This window comes from Clostridia bacterium, assembly GCA_024653205.1.
Lineage (GTDB): Bacteria > Bacillota > DSM-521 > Neomoorellales > SLTJ01 > JANLFO01.
In genome coordinates this window covers 63,660-78,715 of record JANLFO010000002.1, presented here as the reverse complement: position 1 = coordinate 78,715, position 15,056 = coordinate 63,660, and the positions used below count along the sequence as shown (strand labels likewise).

The 15,056-nt window shown below is 63.5% G+C and carries 14 protein-coding genes and 1 tRNA gene; 2 read left to right on the top strand and 13 right to left on the bottom strand.

All coding sequences use genetic code 11. From position 1 onward, the window contains the following. Positions 1-48 precede the first annotated feature (48 nt). The gene (locus tag NUV99_01540; GenBank protein MCR4418821.1) at positions 49-1,662 is read right to left on the bottom strand and encodes an MBL fold metallo-hydrolase; all 1,614 of its coding nucleotides are present in this window, start codon (positions 1,660-1,662) and stop codon (positions 49-51) included. A gap of 587 nt (positions 1,663-2,249) precedes the next feature. On the opposite strand from NUV99_01540, the gene NUV99_01535 reads away from it, so the two are divergent. Further along, a tRNA-Pro gene (locus NUV99_01535) sits at positions 2,250-2,326 on the top strand. Positions 2,327-2,352: 26 nt separating this feature from the next. Here the strand turns inward: NUV99_01535 and NUV99_01530 are convergent. The 6 genes from NUV99_01530 to NUV99_01505 form a co-directional block, all read right to left on the bottom strand. After that, positions 2,353-3,570 (bottom strand): aspartate kinase, encoded by a 1,218-nt coding sequence (locus tag NUV99_01530; protein MCR4418820.1) that lies wholly within the window; start codon positions 3,568-3,570, stop codon positions 2,353-2,355. Positions 3,571-3,593: 23 nt separating this feature from the next. Next, the gene (gene thrB / locus NUV99_01525) at positions 3,594-4,571 is read right to left on the bottom strand and encodes a homoserine kinase (GenBank protein MCR4418819.1); all 978 of its coding nucleotides are present in this window, start codon (positions 4,569-4,571) and stop codon (positions 3,594-3,596) included. 37 nt (positions 4,572-4,608) lie between these two features. After that, on the bottom strand, positions 4,609-5,658 hold the full coding sequence (gene thrC / locus NUV99_01520) for a threonine synthase (GenBank protein MCR4418818.1): 1,050 nt from the start codon (positions 5,656-5,658) through the stop codon (positions 4,609-4,611). Between the two features lies 1 nt (position 5,659). Further along, positions 5,660-6,955: a homoserine dehydrogenase gene (locus NUV99_01515; GenBank protein ID MCR4418817.1), complete on the bottom strand. Its 1,296-nt coding sequence runs from the start codon at positions 6,953-6,955 to the stop codon at positions 5,660-5,662. Positions 6,956-7,002: 47 nt separating this feature from the next. Continuing rightward, positions 7,003-8,364, bottom strand: a complete 1,362-nt coding sequence (locus tag NUV99_01510) for a methionine gamma-lyase family protein (protein ID MCR4418816.1) — start codon at positions 8,362-8,364, stop codon at positions 7,003-7,005. Positions 8,365-8,438: 74 nt separating this feature from the next. Next, complete coding sequence (locus NUV99_01505) at positions 8,439-9,398, bottom strand: AAA family ATPase (GenBank protein MCR4418815.1); 960 nt, start codon at positions 9,396-9,398, stop codon at positions 8,439-8,441. 284 nt (positions 9,399-9,682) lie between these two features. Between NUV99_01505 and NUV99_01500 the strand changes: the two genes are divergently transcribed. After that, positions 9,683-10,531 (top strand): radical SAM protein, encoded by an 849-nt coding sequence (locus tag NUV99_01500; GenBank protein ID MCR4418814.1) that lies wholly within the window; start codon positions 9,683-9,685, stop codon positions 10,529-10,531. Here the strand turns inward: NUV99_01500 and NUV99_01495 are convergent. The 6 genes from NUV99_01495 to miaA form a co-directional block, all read right to left on the bottom strand. Further along, a complete protein-coding gene (locus NUV99_01495; protein ID MCR4418813.1) occupies positions 10,509-11,144 on the bottom strand; it encodes an alpha/beta fold hydrolase in 636 nt (211 codons plus the stop codon). The two genes, NUV99_01500 and NUV99_01495, sit on opposite strands and share 23 nt — an antisense overlap. A gap of 137 nt (positions 11,145-11,281) precedes the next feature. Next, entirely contained in the window at positions 11,282-12,019 is a 738-nt protein-coding gene (locus NUV99_01490; protein MCR4418812.1) for an ABC transporter permease, read from the bottom strand. After that, on the bottom strand, positions 12,012-12,776 hold the full coding sequence (locus tag NUV99_01485) for an ABC transporter ATP-binding protein (GenBank protein ID MCR4418811.1): 765 nt from the start codon (positions 12,774-12,776) through the stop codon (positions 12,012-12,014). The genes NUV99_01490 and NUV99_01485 overlap by 8 nt, the downstream gene beginning before the upstream one ends. Beyond that, a complete protein-coding gene (locus NUV99_01480) occupies positions 12,773-13,759 on the bottom strand; it encodes a MetQ/NlpA family ABC transporter substrate-binding protein (protein MCR4418810.1) in 987 nt (328 codons plus the stop codon). Before NUV99_01480 ends, NUV99_01485 begins: the two co-directional genes overlap by 4 nt. A 32-nt stretch (positions 13,760-13,791) precedes the next feature. Beyond that, entirely contained in the window at positions 13,792-14,043 is a 252-nt protein-coding gene (gene hfq, locus NUV99_01475) for an RNA chaperone Hfq (GenBank protein MCR4418809.1), read from the bottom strand. Beyond that, positions 14,036-15,046 (bottom strand): tRNA (adenosine(37)-N6)-dimethylallyltransferase MiaA, encoded by a 1,011-nt coding sequence (gene miaA, locus NUV99_01470; protein ID MCR4418808.1) that lies wholly within the window; start codon positions 15,044-15,046, stop codon positions 14,036-14,038. Before miaA ends, hfq begins: the two co-directional genes overlap by 8 nt. Positions 15,047-15,056 lie beyond the last annotated feature (10 nt).

Sequence of the window (15,056 nt, the reverse complement as noted above, 5' to 3'; positions counted from 1 at the left end):
CGGTCCCGCAGGACCGGCCAATAATAACCTAACCTGGAAGGAGAAGGGCTATGCATTCCGTAGCTCGTCCTGCCACCTCCGGAGCCGGGCCAGGGCGGCCTGGTAGCGTCCGGCCCGCACTTCCTCCCGCTGCCACCGTTCAAGGGCGCCTTTAAAGCGATTGAGTTCTGCCTGGAATTCCTGAAGGTTGGAGCCAACTTCGGCCGGCTGCTCTCCTGCGGCCATCACTTCCGTTTCCCTCGCCCCGCCGGCGTCCTCCGGGGACAGTTGCACCTGCTCTTTCCAGTCGGGTATGGCCGTCGAAAGCCCCAGTTCCTCCTCCAGCCTTGCCGCCAGGGTGTTCAGGGCCTCCTCTTCTCCGTGGGTCAGAAAGACCAAACGGGGACGCCGGCGCTGGCCGGCCACCCAGGAAACCAATCCGTTCTGATCGGCGTGGGCGGAAAAATCATCCAGCTTCTCAATGCGCGCCCGCACCGCCACCGGCTCTCCGTGAATGGTTACCTCCTTCTCCCCTTCTGCCAGTCGCCGGCCGAGGGTTCCCTCCGCCTGATAGCCGACCAGGACCACGGTGCATTCCGGCCGCCAGAGATTATGTTTCAGGTGATGCTTTATCCGGCCGGCGTCGCACATGCCGCTGGCGGCGATGATGACCGCTCCTTGGGAAACCTGGTTGATGGCCCGGGATTCATCGGAGGTACGGCACAGCTTCATTCCCGGCAGCAGGAAGGGACAGGTTCCTCCCCGTTCCACGGCCATGATCTGGGTTTCCTCATCCAGCTGGGCAAGGTAGCGGCAGAAAATCTCCGTAGCTGCCACCGCCAGAGGGCTGTCCAGGTATACCCGCCCCGGGTCCAAAGCCCCCGAATCCAGAAGCCGGCCCAGAGCATAAAGCACGTCCTGCGTGCGCTCGACGGCGAAAGCGGGGATGAGCACGTTTCCGCCTCGACGGTGGGTCTCGGCAATAATCTGCGCCAGGCGCCCCAGGCCGTCGCCGCCCGGAGGGTGCAGCCGGTTGCCGTAGGTCGATTCCATTATCACGAAATCCGCACCCTCCGGGGGGTGGGGATCGTTTACCAGCGGCTGGTCCACCCGCCCCAGATCCCCGGAAAACAAAAGCGTAGCCTCTTCGTCCCCGTCCCTTACCCAAAGCTTGATGCTGGCAGAACCCAGGATGTGGCCGGCTTCGTAGAAGCAGGCCTTTACTTCCGGAGTGAGGCCGAGTACCCGCCGGTATTCTACGGGCTGGAAGAGACGCAGACAGTGATAGGCCTCCTCGGAGGTGTAAATGGCCTGAATTAAGGGGCGGCCCGCCCGCTGCAGCTTCCGGTTCTTGCGTTCCACCTCCATTTCCTGGACGTGGGCGCTGTCCGGCAGCAGCGCCTCACAGAGATCACAGGTGGGTGCGGTGGCGAGGATTTTTCCCCTGAAGCCGTGACGGTAGAGCTTGGGAATGAGGCCGCTGTGGTCGATGTGGGCGTGAGTGAGAAGCAGGAAATCGATCGAGGCGGGGTTGAACGGAAACGGCTGATAGTTGCGCTCCCTTACTGCCCTGGGCCCCTGAAACAGACCGCAGTCTAGCAGTACTTTGCTGGTGCGCGTCTCCAGCAAGAAACAGGCTCCGGTGACCGTCCTGGCCGCGCCGAAGAAGCTCAGTGTTGCCATTTGGATTCACCCTTTCTCCCCTGATAACCCTTGCCGCCCGAGCCATCTACCTTCCCGCAATGGCCCGCCTGCACCTGCTACCGCTCGCGTCCGTCGCCGACCGTACTGCAGTTGAACTGCGGGTTCCGACAGACTCCCCGATGAAGAACCCGTCCATAGCCACTTCTCGCCAAGTTCGGCACCTGGCAAGGTGCCAACGTACTCAGGGAAGCTCCTCCGCACCGCTTGTCGGCCCGAAACCGGGGACCACCCAGGCTGACCGGCTGAGTTATCCCCACTTTCCCACGGGCGGTACCGGGTGCTCCCCGTTCGTACTGTCACCTCGCCGACCAAACTAGGGCTCAGCCTTCGCGCTACGGCGGGCTCCCCTCGGAAGCGCCGTCCATGGCGCTCCTCGGCTTCGGCCGTCCGTGGCCTCCGGCCCGCCTCCGCGCTCGTCCTCGCCAAGTTCGGTTCCCGGCGAGTTGCCAATGTACTCAGGCGAGCACCCGGTACCGCCAGTCAACTCAAGTTAACTCGAAAGTGGGGATACGTCAGGCTGACCGGCGCTTGACGAGGCGAGATCAATAGGGTACAATAGACGCGGTCGGGACGTAGCGCAGCTTGGTAGCGCACTACCTTGGGGTGGTAGGGGTCGCCGGTTCAAATCCGGCCGTTCCGACCATTCGTTTTGCCTTTGGAGCCCCAGGCCTAGCCCTGAGCCAGGCGGAACCTGCGGTGCAGCGCCCGTACCGCCTTTTCCGTTTCTCCGGCGCGGATGACGCAGGACACCTTGATTTCGGAAGTACTGATCATCTCAATGTTAATGCCTTCCTCCGCCAGAGTCTCGAACATCTGCGCCGCCACCCCGGGGTTGGTGATCATGCCCGCGCCCACGATGGAAACCTTGGCCACCCCGTCATCGTATACGTAACCCTCAGCTCCTATTTCCTCCTTTACCCGGGCAACCACTTCTACGGCCCTGGCCAGATCGTCCTTGCCCACCGTAAAGGAGATGTCGTTGCGCTGGTCGCGCATGGCGCTCTGCACGATCATGTCCACGTTGACCCGCTCTGCGGCCAGAGCCGAGAACAGCCGGGAGGCGATGCCCGGCCGATCCGGGACTCCGAAGATTCCTATCTTGGCCACGTTACGGTCGTGCGCCACCCCGGTCACTACTATTTCCCTCTCCATGGAGCCTACCTCCTGAACCATAGTCCCCTGGTTATAGTTGAAACTGGAGCGCACGTGCAGTCTTACTCCGTACTGCTTGGCGAACTCCACCGCCCGGGGCTGCAGTACCTGGGCGCCCAGGCTGGCCATCTCCAGCATCTCGTCGTAGGAAACCACCGGCAGCTTGCGTGCCTCCGGCACTACCCGGGGGTCGGCCGTGTAAACTCCGTCCACGTCCGTATAGATCTCGCACAGGTCGGCCTTGAGGGCTGCGGCCACCGCCACCGCGGTCGTATCCGACCCTCCGCGGCCGAGAGTGGTGATCTCGTTGTCAATGGTCACGCCCTGAAAGCCGGCGACGATCACGATTTGCCCCTTGGCCAGTTCGGCGTTTAGCCTCTCCGAGCTGACGTTCAGAATGCGGGCCTTGGTATGGGCGTTATCGGTCAGGATACCCACCTGCGGTCCGGTAAGGGATATGACCGGCAGCCCCAGTTCCCGAATAGCCATGGCCACAAAGGCAATAGACTGCTGCTCTCCCGTCGCCAGGAGCATATCCAGTTCTCGCTCCGGCGGGCGGGGGGTTATCTCCCTGGCCAGGGCGATCAATTCGTCGGTGGTGTCGCCCCGTGCGGAAACCACCACCACCATCTGATGCCCCTGCCGGTAATACTCGGCCACGCGGGCGGCCACATTCTTGATTCGCTCCGCGTTGGCCACCGAGGTACCCCCGTACTTTTGGACTATCAGGCTCACTTCCGCCACTCCTTCAACCCGGTTTATTGATCGGCGCCCGCCCGCGCACAATCCGGTTCGCAGGAAGAAAGGTTTCCGGACTGAGGGTTTCCGTCTTCCGGCGCGGCCACCTGCGCCCCTTCCCCAGTGGGGGCCAGAATCCAAATCTGGCTCTCCACGTTATGGGCGCCGAAGGCGTCGCGCATGGCCTCACCCACGCCCACCGCACCGGCGGTGGTCAGAGCGATCACCGCCGGCCCCGAGCCGCTGAGGGCCACGCCCAGGGCTCCCGCCTCGCGGGCGGCGCGGAATATCTCATCCAGTCCGGGAATCAGCGTGGCCCGGTAGGGCTGGTGCAGGCGGTCCTCCGTGGCCACCGGCAGCAGCTCCAGATCTCCCCGGAGCAGGGCCAGTACCAGCAGACCCATCCGGCCCAAATTGAAAATGGCGTCCTTTACCGGAACCACCTCCGGGAGTACCCGCCGGGACCGGGAAGTGGGCAAGGAGAAATCGGGAACGGCTACCACCACCTGAAGCCGCTGCGGCGGGTCCAGGCGACGGCACACTACTCCGCCCTGATGGCACACCGTTACCACTACCCCGCCGTACAGGGCGGCGGCCACGTTATCGGGATGTCCCTCCCAGCGGGTCCCCAGTTCCAAGAGTTCCGGTCTTCCCAGCGGGCTCCCCGCCATGCGGTTGGCCGCGACCAGGGCTGCGGCCACCGCCGCCGCCGAGGAACCCAGCCCTTTACCGATGGGGATATTGTTCTGCAGGCGCAAACTGAGCCCGGAAGGGTGGTACCCTACCTCTTGAAAGAAATCCAGCATTACCTTTGCCACCAGGTTTTCCCGGTGACAGGGAAGAATGCCCTTCCCCTCACCCTCAACCTCTACATATAGTCCCGGCTCCTCCCGCTCCTCTACTTCTAGATAATTATACAGCGAGAGCGCCATCCCGACACTATCAAACCCCGGTCCCAGATTAGCGGTACTGGCAGGGACGCTTACCCTGATAATCAAGACTATAGCCTCCGTTCTGCACCGGCCACCCCGGGGCTTACGAAAGCACCGCCTCGGCCACCGCCTTTTCCTCCGCCGGTACCCGTATGGGCTCGGCAGCCTGGGCTATGGCTACCTGGGGGTCCTTGAGCCCGTGACCGGTAAGCACGCAGACCACTGCCTCCTCCGGTCGGAAGAACCCCCTCTGCCCCAGCTTCAGCACCCCGGCCACGGACGCCGCCGAGGCCGGCTCGGCAAAAACCCCCTCCTCGGAGGCCAGTCGCTTCTGGGCGGCCAGGATCTCCTCGTCGGTCACGGTTTCGATCAGGCCGCCGGACTCCTGATAGGCGCGAACCGCCTTGTCCCAACTTGCCGGGTTCCCGATGCGAATGGCCGTGGCCACCGTTTCCGGGTTCTCTACCGGCCGGCCCAGGACAATGGGGGCGGCTCCGGCCGCCTGAAAGCCCAGCATCCGGGGGCGGGAGGCCACGCGGCCGCGTTCTTGGTATTCCCTGAAACCCATCCAGTAAGCACTGATATTGCCGGCGTTGCCAACAGGAATGGCCAGGTACTCCGGCGCCCGACCGAGCACATCGCAGATTTCAAAGGCGGCGGTCTTCTGCCCCTCGAGGCGATACGGATTAACCGAGTTGACCAGTACTATGGGGTACTTCTCGGTGATGGTCCGCGCCAGGCGCAGGGCGGCGTCGAAGTTGCCCCGGACCGCAATTACCCTGGCCCCGTAGATGAGGGCCTGGGCCAGTTTGCCCAGGGCGATGTTGCCGTCGGGAACCAGCACGCTGCAGGCCAGGCCGGAACGGGCGGCGTAGGCCGCCGCCGAGGCCGAGGTGTTGCCGGTGGAGGCGCACATTATGGCCCGTGCCCCTTCCTCCAGGGCCTTGGCCACCGCCACCACCATGCCCCGGTCCTTGAACGACCCGGTGGGGTTAAGACCCTCGTACTTGAGGTATACCTGCGCTCCCACCGCCCGGGAAAGCTTGGGAGCGGGCAAGAGCGGAGTCCCTCCCTCGTAAAGGGTAAGGTGAGGGGTATTAGGGGTAAGGGGTAGGAATTCGCCGTAAACGGCCAAAACCCCGGGCCAGTTCAAACTAGATTCCCTCCTCCACGCGGATCAGGTTGTCCACCGACTTGACCACCGGCAGATCCCGGATGATGGCGAGGGCCCTCTGGAGGTTCTCTTCCCGAACCCGGTGGGTAATGAGCACCAGTTCCGCCCAGCCCTCAAAGCTCCGCTTCTGAATAACCGAAGCCAGGCTGACCCCGGCCTCCCCGAAGGCCCCGGCAATGCGGGCCAAAACTCCCGGCCGGTCTTTCACCGTGAACCGCAGGTAGTACTTGCACTCCACCCGGCCCATGGGTCGGACGGGAAGCTGCCGGTAACAGGTGCAGGTTATCCGGCCGGTGGACCCGTGGAGCAGGTTTCTGGCCACCAGCATCAGGTCCCCCACTACGGCGCTGGCCGTGGGCATTTGCCCGGCGCCGCGGCCGTAGAACATGGCTTCTCCCACGGCGTCGCCGCGAATAAAGATGGCGTTGAACACGTCCGAAACCGTAGCCAGGGGATGATCCTTGGGCACCAGGGCGGGATGCACCCGAACCTCTACCTCTTGCTCCTCCTCCCGGCCGATGGCCAGGAGTTTGATCACGTAGCCCAGCTCGCCGGCGTAAAGGATGTCCCGGGCGGAGATCCGGCCAATTCCCTCGGCGTATACCTCCGGATAGGTCACCCGGGTGTTGAAGGCTATGGAAGCCAGTATGGCCAGCTTGCGGGCGGCATCTGCCCCTTCCACGTCGGCAGAAGGGTCGCTCTCGGCGTACCCCATAGCCTGGGCCTCGCCGAGAGCCTCCGCAAAATCCTTGCCCTCCACCGTCATCTTGGTCAGGATAAAGTTGGTAGTGCCGTTGACGATCCCCAGCACCTGGCGGATACGGTTGGCGGCCAATAATTCCTTCAGGGGATGGATTATAGGTATACCTCCGCCCACGCTGGCCTCGAAAAAGAAATCGAGCCCCCGGGCTTCTGCCGCCTGCAACAGCTGTTGTCCGTGCACGGCCAGTACGTCCTTGTTGGCCGTTACCACGTTCTTTCCGGCTTCCAGAGCGCGAAGGATGAATTCCCGGGCCGGCTCCAGGCCGCCGATAAGTTCGGCCACGATTTCGATAGCCGGATCTTCCAGGATGTCGGCGGGATCGTCCGTGATCAGTGCAGGGTCCACCGCCACCGGGCGGGGTTTATTCTTATCCCGCACCAGAATGCGCTCAATGCGAAGCGGGCATCCCACCTTGGTGGCAATGTCTTCCCCGTTCTCCTGCAGGAGCTTGACGACGCCGCTTCCTACCGTGCCCAGACCGAGCAATCCTATCCTTATGGCTTGTGTGCCCAGAGGGTATCGCCTCCCGTGCCTCGTCCGCCTTTTCCCAAGGGAATTCGCTACCGGGCGACAATATCCTCCTGTAAAGGCCTGGGCAGCAGACCTGCGGCCAGGAGTTCCTGCGCTGCGGCCAGTACCCCGATCTGGCCGTAGCAGTAGGACAGACCGCCTTGGAGGTACACCGTGTAAGGCGGCTCCCAGGGGGCGTCGGCGGAAAGCTCGAGTGAAGCTCCCTGGACGAACGTGCCGGCGGCCATCAGCACTTCCCCCCTGTAGCCGGGCAGGTATGAGGGTTCGGGCAGGGCCCGGGAATCCACCGGTGACGCCTTTTGCAGACCCCGGCAAAAGGCGAGGAGCCTTTGCGGGCTGCCCAATTCCACCGCCTGTACGATGTCCGTGCGGGGAGCATTGTGGGGCGGGAAGACCTCAAAGCCCAGGCGCTCGAACAGCCGGGCGGCAAAAACCGCCGTCTTGAGGGCCTCGGCTACCATCAGCGGCGCCAGGTAGAGACCCTGGTAGAGGAGCCGGTAGCCCTGGGGCTCCGCGCCTACCAGTCCCTCCAGCCCCGGGGCGGTAAGGCGCGCCGCCGCCCGCTCCACCAGATCCTGCCGGCCCACCACGTAGCCCCCGGCCGGAGCCAGCCCTCCTCCCGGATTCTTGATGAGTGAGCCGGCTACGAGATCGGCCTCCACGTGTGAGGGCTCCAGCATTTCTACGAATTCGCCGTAGCAGTTATCCACGATTATGATGACTTCCGGAGCCACCCGCTTGAAACGGTTGATGAGCTGAGAAAGCACCGGGATCCCCAGGGAAGAGCCCCGGCTGTAACCGGCGGAACGCTGCAGGAATACGGCCCGGGTATTGGGCCGCAGAACCGCTTCCGGATCCGTGTCCAGAGGGGCCTGCCGGCACTCGATCCCCCACTCGGAAAGGCTTCCGGGACCTCCCCCGTCCAACCCCACCAAACCGCGCAACGTAGGGTAAATCTCCCCCAGCACCAGAAGCTCATCTCCCGGTCTCAGCACCCCAAACAGGCACAGCGCCAAGGCGTGGGTACCGGAAGCGATCGAGGTTCTAACCAGCGCCGCTTCTGCCCCGAATACCCGGCGAAATACTTCCTCCAGGGTGCTGCGGCCGAGGTCGCCGTAGCCGTAGCCGGTGCTGCCGCCAAAATGATAGTCAGCCACCCCTGCTTCCAGGAAGGCGTGGAGAACCCGGGCATGGTTGACCCTGGCCACCGCCTCCAGCTCCTTAAAGACCGCCCGAACCTCCTCGTCTACCGCCAGCCCCAGGTCTACCAGAGACTCGTGAAAATGGTATTGCTGTTTAAGCCACCCCCGGTAAGAGAACATGGCAATCCCTCCCAGTTCTTCCCATCTAGATTCGCCCTTCCTTATCGGCCTTCCTGCCGGACCAGGCATGTCTTACCTCCGGCACGCCCGGCCAACAGGGCTTTCGCGTGCTCTTGATGCCGGCAGGAGGGCGTTGCCTCCGGCTACGCCTGAACTTCCTGGGGAGGGGCGAGAGAGCAAAGCAGGGGACCGAAATCAGCGGGTTCCAGGGACATCAGTTCCTCTCGGGTGGCCTGCCCCTGGTTCAGCAGGCGTAACGCCTGCCGCCGCATCGCCTTTTCGAGCAGGTTGCGTACCAGGCGGGCGTTACCCTGGGCTGCCTGGCCGGTTAGCACCAGTTGGCGCAGGTGGCGCTCGAGCAGGGCCTCGGCGGCGGGACTCAGGCGGTAGTCGCGTTCGGAGAGCATGTACCTGGCGATCTCCAGCAACTCCGAGACGTTGTAGTCGGGAAAGACGAGTTCCAGGGGCAGGCGTGAGCAAAGCCCCGGGTTGGTGCGGAGGAAGCGCTCCATTTCCGCGTGATAGCCCGCAAGGATCAGGACGAACTCGTTGCGGTGCAGCTCCGTAGCCCTGACCAGCGTATCGATGGCCTCCCGGCCGAAGTCCTTCTCGCCGCCCCGGGCCAAAGAGTAGGCCTCGTCTACAAACAGGATGCCCCCCAGCGCCTTCTTTATCTGCTCTCGGGTCTTCTGCGCCGTATGTCCCACGTACTGTCCCACCAGGTCCGCCCGCTCTACCTCCACCAGGTGGCCCCGGGAGAGCACACCCAAGTCCCGGAAAAGCCTCCCCAGCAGCCGGGCCACCGTAGTCTTGCCGGTGCCGGGGTTACCCCGGAAGACCATGTGCAGTACAGTAGGAACGGTGGTCAGGTTCTCGCGGCTGCGCCACCGGCCAACCTCGAGGTAGGCATAGATCTCGCGCACCAATTCCTTTACCCGGGCCAGACCGACCAGCCGGTCCAACTCGGCCAGGGCCTCCGGCTCGCGCCTAACCCGTCGCTGGCCGTTGGCCGGCTCGAGGGCCGGGGCGCCGCCGGCCGGGTTCCGGCCTCCCTCTTGAGCGGAAGGAGCCCGGCCGCCGTAGAGGAGATTGAGCCGGGTCACCGTTCTTCCTCCTCTCGGTACCTGAGGTTATCCCCGGTTTCCGGAACCTCTGGTACGGACCCGTCAGTTCTCTGGCACCTCTCGTCAGGCATGTATATGTCCGCCCGCCGAAGGCTAGGATTCGGGTGTCGGCACCAATTTTCGCCAGCCGGCAGGAGGCCGCCGGCAGGTGGCGAATTAGCCTCAGAATACGGGAAGAGCATCGGCCAGGAAGGCAGGTGAAAGGGGTGGCGGTTCCCGCCTACCTCAAGACCGGACCGGCAGAGCTCAGGCGAAGGGCCGAAATGGCCACCGAACGGCTTCGCGCCTGCAATATCTGCCCCCATGCCTGCGGGGTCAACCGGCTCGCGGGGGAAACGGGTAAGTGCCGGGCGGGGGCCCGGGCCGCGGTGGCGGACTACGGTCCCCACTTCGGCGAAGAGGCGGTTCTGGTCGGGCGGCACGGCTCGGGCACGGTGTTCTTTGGCCACTGCAACCTGCGCTGTGTCTTCTGCCAGAACTGGGAGATAAGCCACGGTGGTGCCGGTCGGGTAGTGAGTGAGGAGGAACTGGCCGGCGTGCTGCTCGACCTGCAGGATATGGGATGCCACAACCTCAATCTGGTCACCCCTACCCACTTCGTGCCGCAGATTCTGGGCGCCCTGGCCATAGGGCTGGAGCGCGGGCTTTCCCTGCCCCTGGTCTATAACTGCGGCGGTTACGAGGCCGTGGAAACCCTGGTCCTCCTCGACGGGGTAGTAGACATTTACATGCCGGACTTCAAGTACTGGAATGAGGAACCTGCCGCCCGATACTCCGGCGCACCGGATTACCCGGAGAGGGCCAGAGAGGCCCTCAAGGAGATGCACCGGCAGGTGGGCGACCTGGTGGTAGGGCCGGACGGTCTGGCGGTAAGGGGATTGCTGGTCCGCCACCTGGTACTGCCGGATAACCTGGCCGGAACCGAACAGATCCTCCGCTTTATCGCCGGAGAGCTTTCCCGCCATACCTTCGTCAATATCATGGCCCAGTACTACCCGGCCCATAAGGCCGGGCGGTACCCACCTCTCGACCGCCGGCTTACCCGAGAGGAGTATGCCGCCGCCCTGGCTGCGGCCCGGGAGGCAGGGCTCACCCGGGCAGGCAGGTGGTAAAGAACTCCGCCACCACCTCGCCTACCTCGGCCTCGCGGTCTACAAAGAAGTGGTCGGCACCGTCAAGAAGCCGAAATTCCCTGGACCCACGCATGGTGGAATCTACCAACGTCTTGAGCCGGCGCGGATCGACAACGTCGTCGGCGGTACCGACGACGATGAATTTGGGCCCGCTGTAGCCCGCCAACACCTCCGGGGGATCCATCACCAGATAGGGAGCTATCCCGGCCAGGGCGGCTATTCTTGCGCCTGCCGCCGCAGCCCGGAAGGCTACCATTCCGCCAAAAGAATATCCGCACAATCCCAGGGGAGTTCCGGGCGCAAGCCGGGCGCCGAGATAGGCCAGGGCCTCCAGGGCATCGTTTACCTCTCCCCGGCCCTCGTCATACTCGCCTTCGCTGTTGCCCACTCCCCGGAAATTGAAGCGAAAGGTGGCAAAGCCCCGGGCTTGAAGAGACTTGGCCACCGCCCGCACCACGAAATTGCGCATGTTCGCGCCGTGTAAGGGGTGGGGATGACAGATTACCACTCCGGCCCTGGCTTCAGGCGGGCATGCCAGCAGGCCCTCCAGCTCCAATTCCCCGGCCTTAAAGCGTACCAGCGTGTCCGGCATGATCTCTTCCTCCTTAAACCGGCTAACCTGGTTTGTTCTGGGCAGGTTCCTGCCTCCCGGCTCGGTCGGGCCCGATGCCACCCAGCCAGACCACCTGGTGATCCCCGGTTTGCCCTGCCGGCAGGCTATAACTCAGGTTACACTACGTACTGCCAGGCGCACAGCCGCCGCTCCAGCCAATCTATGAAGGCAAAGAGCATCAGGCCCAAAAGGCCTATGGCCACAATGCCGGCCAACATCTGCGGGTAGTCGGCCCGGTACATGGAGTCGAAAATATAGTAACCGAGTCCCGTAGTCCCGGCTACGGTTTCGGTAAAAAAGAGTACGGAAATGGCCGTGCCCAGGCTTACCCTCAGGGCACTCAGAATGCCGGGAAGACAGGCGGGAAGAATGATGTGGCGAAACACCTGTCCGGGCCTCGCCCCCAGGGAAAGCATGGAGAGAATAGATTGTTGGGGAATACCCCGGGCGGCGTCCCGACTGGCCACGAGGATCTGAAAGAAAATAATGGTGGTGACCAGGAAGATCCGCGCCCCATCACCGATACCCAACAGGAGAAAAACCAGGGGCAGAAAAGCTATCTTGGGTACCGGGTAGAGGAGATAAGCCGCAGGCATGAGCAGGCGGTCGAGGGTTTCCTTGCGACCCACAGCCAACCCCAGGGGAGCGGCGGTGACCAGGCCCACCAACAGGCTCAGCACCACCCGGTAGAAGCTGTACCAGAAGTGGGGCCAAAGGCGGCCGGCATGACGAATCAGGTCCGCCAGCGCCACCAGCGGGCCGGGAAGGGCGGGGTGATTAAGGGCAAGGGACAGTACTTCCCAGGCCAGAAGCACCCAGAGGAGACCCAGCCCGAGCTGTAACCGGTTACCCACTCTCCCCTACCTCCAGAAGACGACGTAGCCGGATGCACTGCTGGTAAAACGTCTGGGACTGTCGAAAAGAGGGCAGGCCGGCCAGATGATTATCGACTATTTCCAGAACCCTGCCCGGACGGGGAGTGAGAACCACAATTTTTCTGCCCAGGTAAACCGCTTCCTCTATGCTATGGGTAACCAGTACCATGGTGAGGCCTTGCTGCCTCCAAATCTCGAGGACCAGGTCCTGCAGCCCCTCCCGCGTCAGGGCGTCCAGGGCGGACAAGGGTTCGTCCATCAGCAACAGATCTGGAGATAGGGCCAGGGCGCGGGCGATGGCCACCCGTTGCCGCTGTCCTCCGCTCAGTTGCCCGGGATAGCAGGAGAGAAACTCTTCCAACCCCAGTTCCCGGAGGATGGGCATGGCCAGCCGGCGCTGCTCTTGGTGGCTAACCCCGCGGATCTCCAACCCCAGAACTGCATTCTGATAGACATTCTTCCAGGGGAAGAGGCCGTAGTCCTGGAGGATCAGGGCGGTTTGGGGTCGGGGTCCGGTCAATACCTTTCCTTCCACCCGGACCACCCCCCGGGTAGGCGGCCGCAACCCGGCCATGAGGTACAGTAGTGAGGTCTTGCCGCACCCGGACGGCCCGATTATCGCCCAACTCTCACCCCGTCCGACCTCCAGGCTGACCTCTTCCAGGGCGCCGATCCGGTGCCCGTTCTGGGAATAAACCAGGCTAACCGCGTCTACCTCCAGAAAAGGCACGGTCATGGCTCCAGGTCCTTTAGAACCCCTTCCTCCACCAGATCGTGGTACGAATAAGGATCGGACAGCAGTCCCTTGGCGACCATCCAGCGTATAACCCTGTCCAGATCCTCCGGCTGCGGGAGCGCCGGGGCAGAGTAGCGAGGCGTAAGATAGGTATCCCTGAGGGCTTCGGGAAGGCGGGTGCGCTCCACGAAGAGCTCCCGGAACGCTTGCGGTCGGGCCGTCACTTCTGCCGCCGCCTGCTGGTAGGCCCGGACCAGCTTGACCAGGTCGTCCCGGCGGCTCCGGATGACTTCCTCCCGGAAGACCAGCACCACTTGGGAGAGGTTTTCCTTCTGCCGGGTATCATCCATGAGTACCGGCGCCCCCTGCTCCTGCGCCAGGGTAGCCAGCGGATCCGGGAGCACCGCGGCGTCTACCCGGCCGCCGAGAAGCAATTGCAGCCGCTGGGCCATGTCCGGCACCGGGGTCTTGCTAACCTGAGCGGGATTGAGGCCGGCATTGGCCAGCAACTGATCGGCAACGTACTCAATAACCGTGTTTTCGGATACCGCCAGCGTGGCTCCGCGCAGGTCCTGAGGATTCTTCACCCGCCCGCTGGGGGCGGCCAGCAGCACGAAACGTCCCTCTTCCGGCCGGGCGCCCATGGTAAGGCATATGATCTTCGCCGCCGTGCCCGACTTGCGCAGCAGAGCCACGGCCACCGGGTCGGCGGTCTCGCCGTCGATCTTGCCCGCCTGGAGGGCCAGATCCCGGTCTCGGGCACTGTTGAAGGGCACCAGTTCCACTCTTAGCCCGAGCTTCTCAAACATCCCTTCCTGCTCGGCCACAAAGAAGGGGAAGTTATCCTCGACCGGAATTACACCTACTCGGAGGGGATCTGATTCGGCCTTGCGGCTACATCCGGCCGCCAGCATCAGGGCAAGCACCAGCACCAATACCCAGGCCGCGCCGCTCTTGCGGGGAAGGAAGGGAAGGACGGTCATGGGCCGATACCTCCTCGGCAACCGGAGCCGGCTTACGAGAGACCCTCCTGCTGGGCGAGAGCCTGGGCCAGATTGAGCGGACGCTGAGGCATTACCGTAGAGATGGCGTGCTTATAAACCATTTGCTGGCGGCCTTCTACATCCACCACTACCGTAAAGTTGTCAAAGGCCCGGATCACGCCCTTGAGCTGGAACCCGTTAACCAGGTAGATGGTGACCGGCACGTTCTCCTTGCGCAATTGGTTCAAATACCAGTCTTGAAGGTTAATCTGACCCTTACTCACCAGGTTTTCCCTCCAGCGGTGGTTTAGCGCTCATCTCGGTTATATATTCTACGCCTGCCCCGGTAGTCCTGCCGATCTCGGCCACTATTTCCGCGGCCAGAATACGGGCGTTTGGATAACGGCTGACATCAAACCAGCGGATGCGCCGGTCCCGGCGAAACCAGGTCAGCTGCCGCTTGGCAAACCGCCGTGTGTCCCGCTGTATGAGGCGTACCATCTCCTCGTGAGTGCACTCCCCCCGGAGGTAGGCCACAATGTGCCGGTAGCCCAGGCCCTGAAGCGCGGGAAGCGCAGGCGAGTATCCCGCTTCAAGGAGACCCTTCACCTCTTCCACCCAGCCGCGGCCCAGCATCTCTTTCGTCCGCCGGTCTATGCGCTCGTAAAGCAGCGAGCGGGGGAGAATCAAACCGATGAGGCTTGGGGCGTAAGGGAGAGAGTGCCCGGCTGCGGGTCGCCACCGCGAGGCCGGCCGTCCGGTCAGATGGTAAATCTCCAGTGCCCGTATCACCCGGCGGAGATCGTTCGGGTGAAGCCGCGCGGCACTCTCCGGATCTACACTCGCCAACTCCCGGTGGAGGGCGGCGCTCCCTTGCTCTTCCGCACGGCGCCGCAACCTGTGCCGCAGGGCGGGGTCGGCGGCCAGGGGCGGAAAGGTATAATCGGGATCGATCATGGCCCTCAAATAAAGAGCGGATCCGCCGGCCAGAATGGGGGTTCTTCCCCGGGCCAGAATGTCGGTAATTGCTCTTCTGGCCAGGCGCTGGTATTCGGCTACGCTGAAAGGCCGGTCGGGCGTGGTCACGTCCACCAGGTGGTGCGGTATATAGCGGCCGTTGCCGGCCACCTTCTGCCGCTCGCCGAGTTTTGCCGTACCTATGTCCAGCCCCTTGTACACCTGCATGGAATCGGCCACTACCACCTCACCGTCTACTAGTCCGGCCACCTCTACCGCTACCTCGGACTTGCCTACCGCCGTGGGCCCCAGGATTACCCACAAACGCACGTGCCGGTGC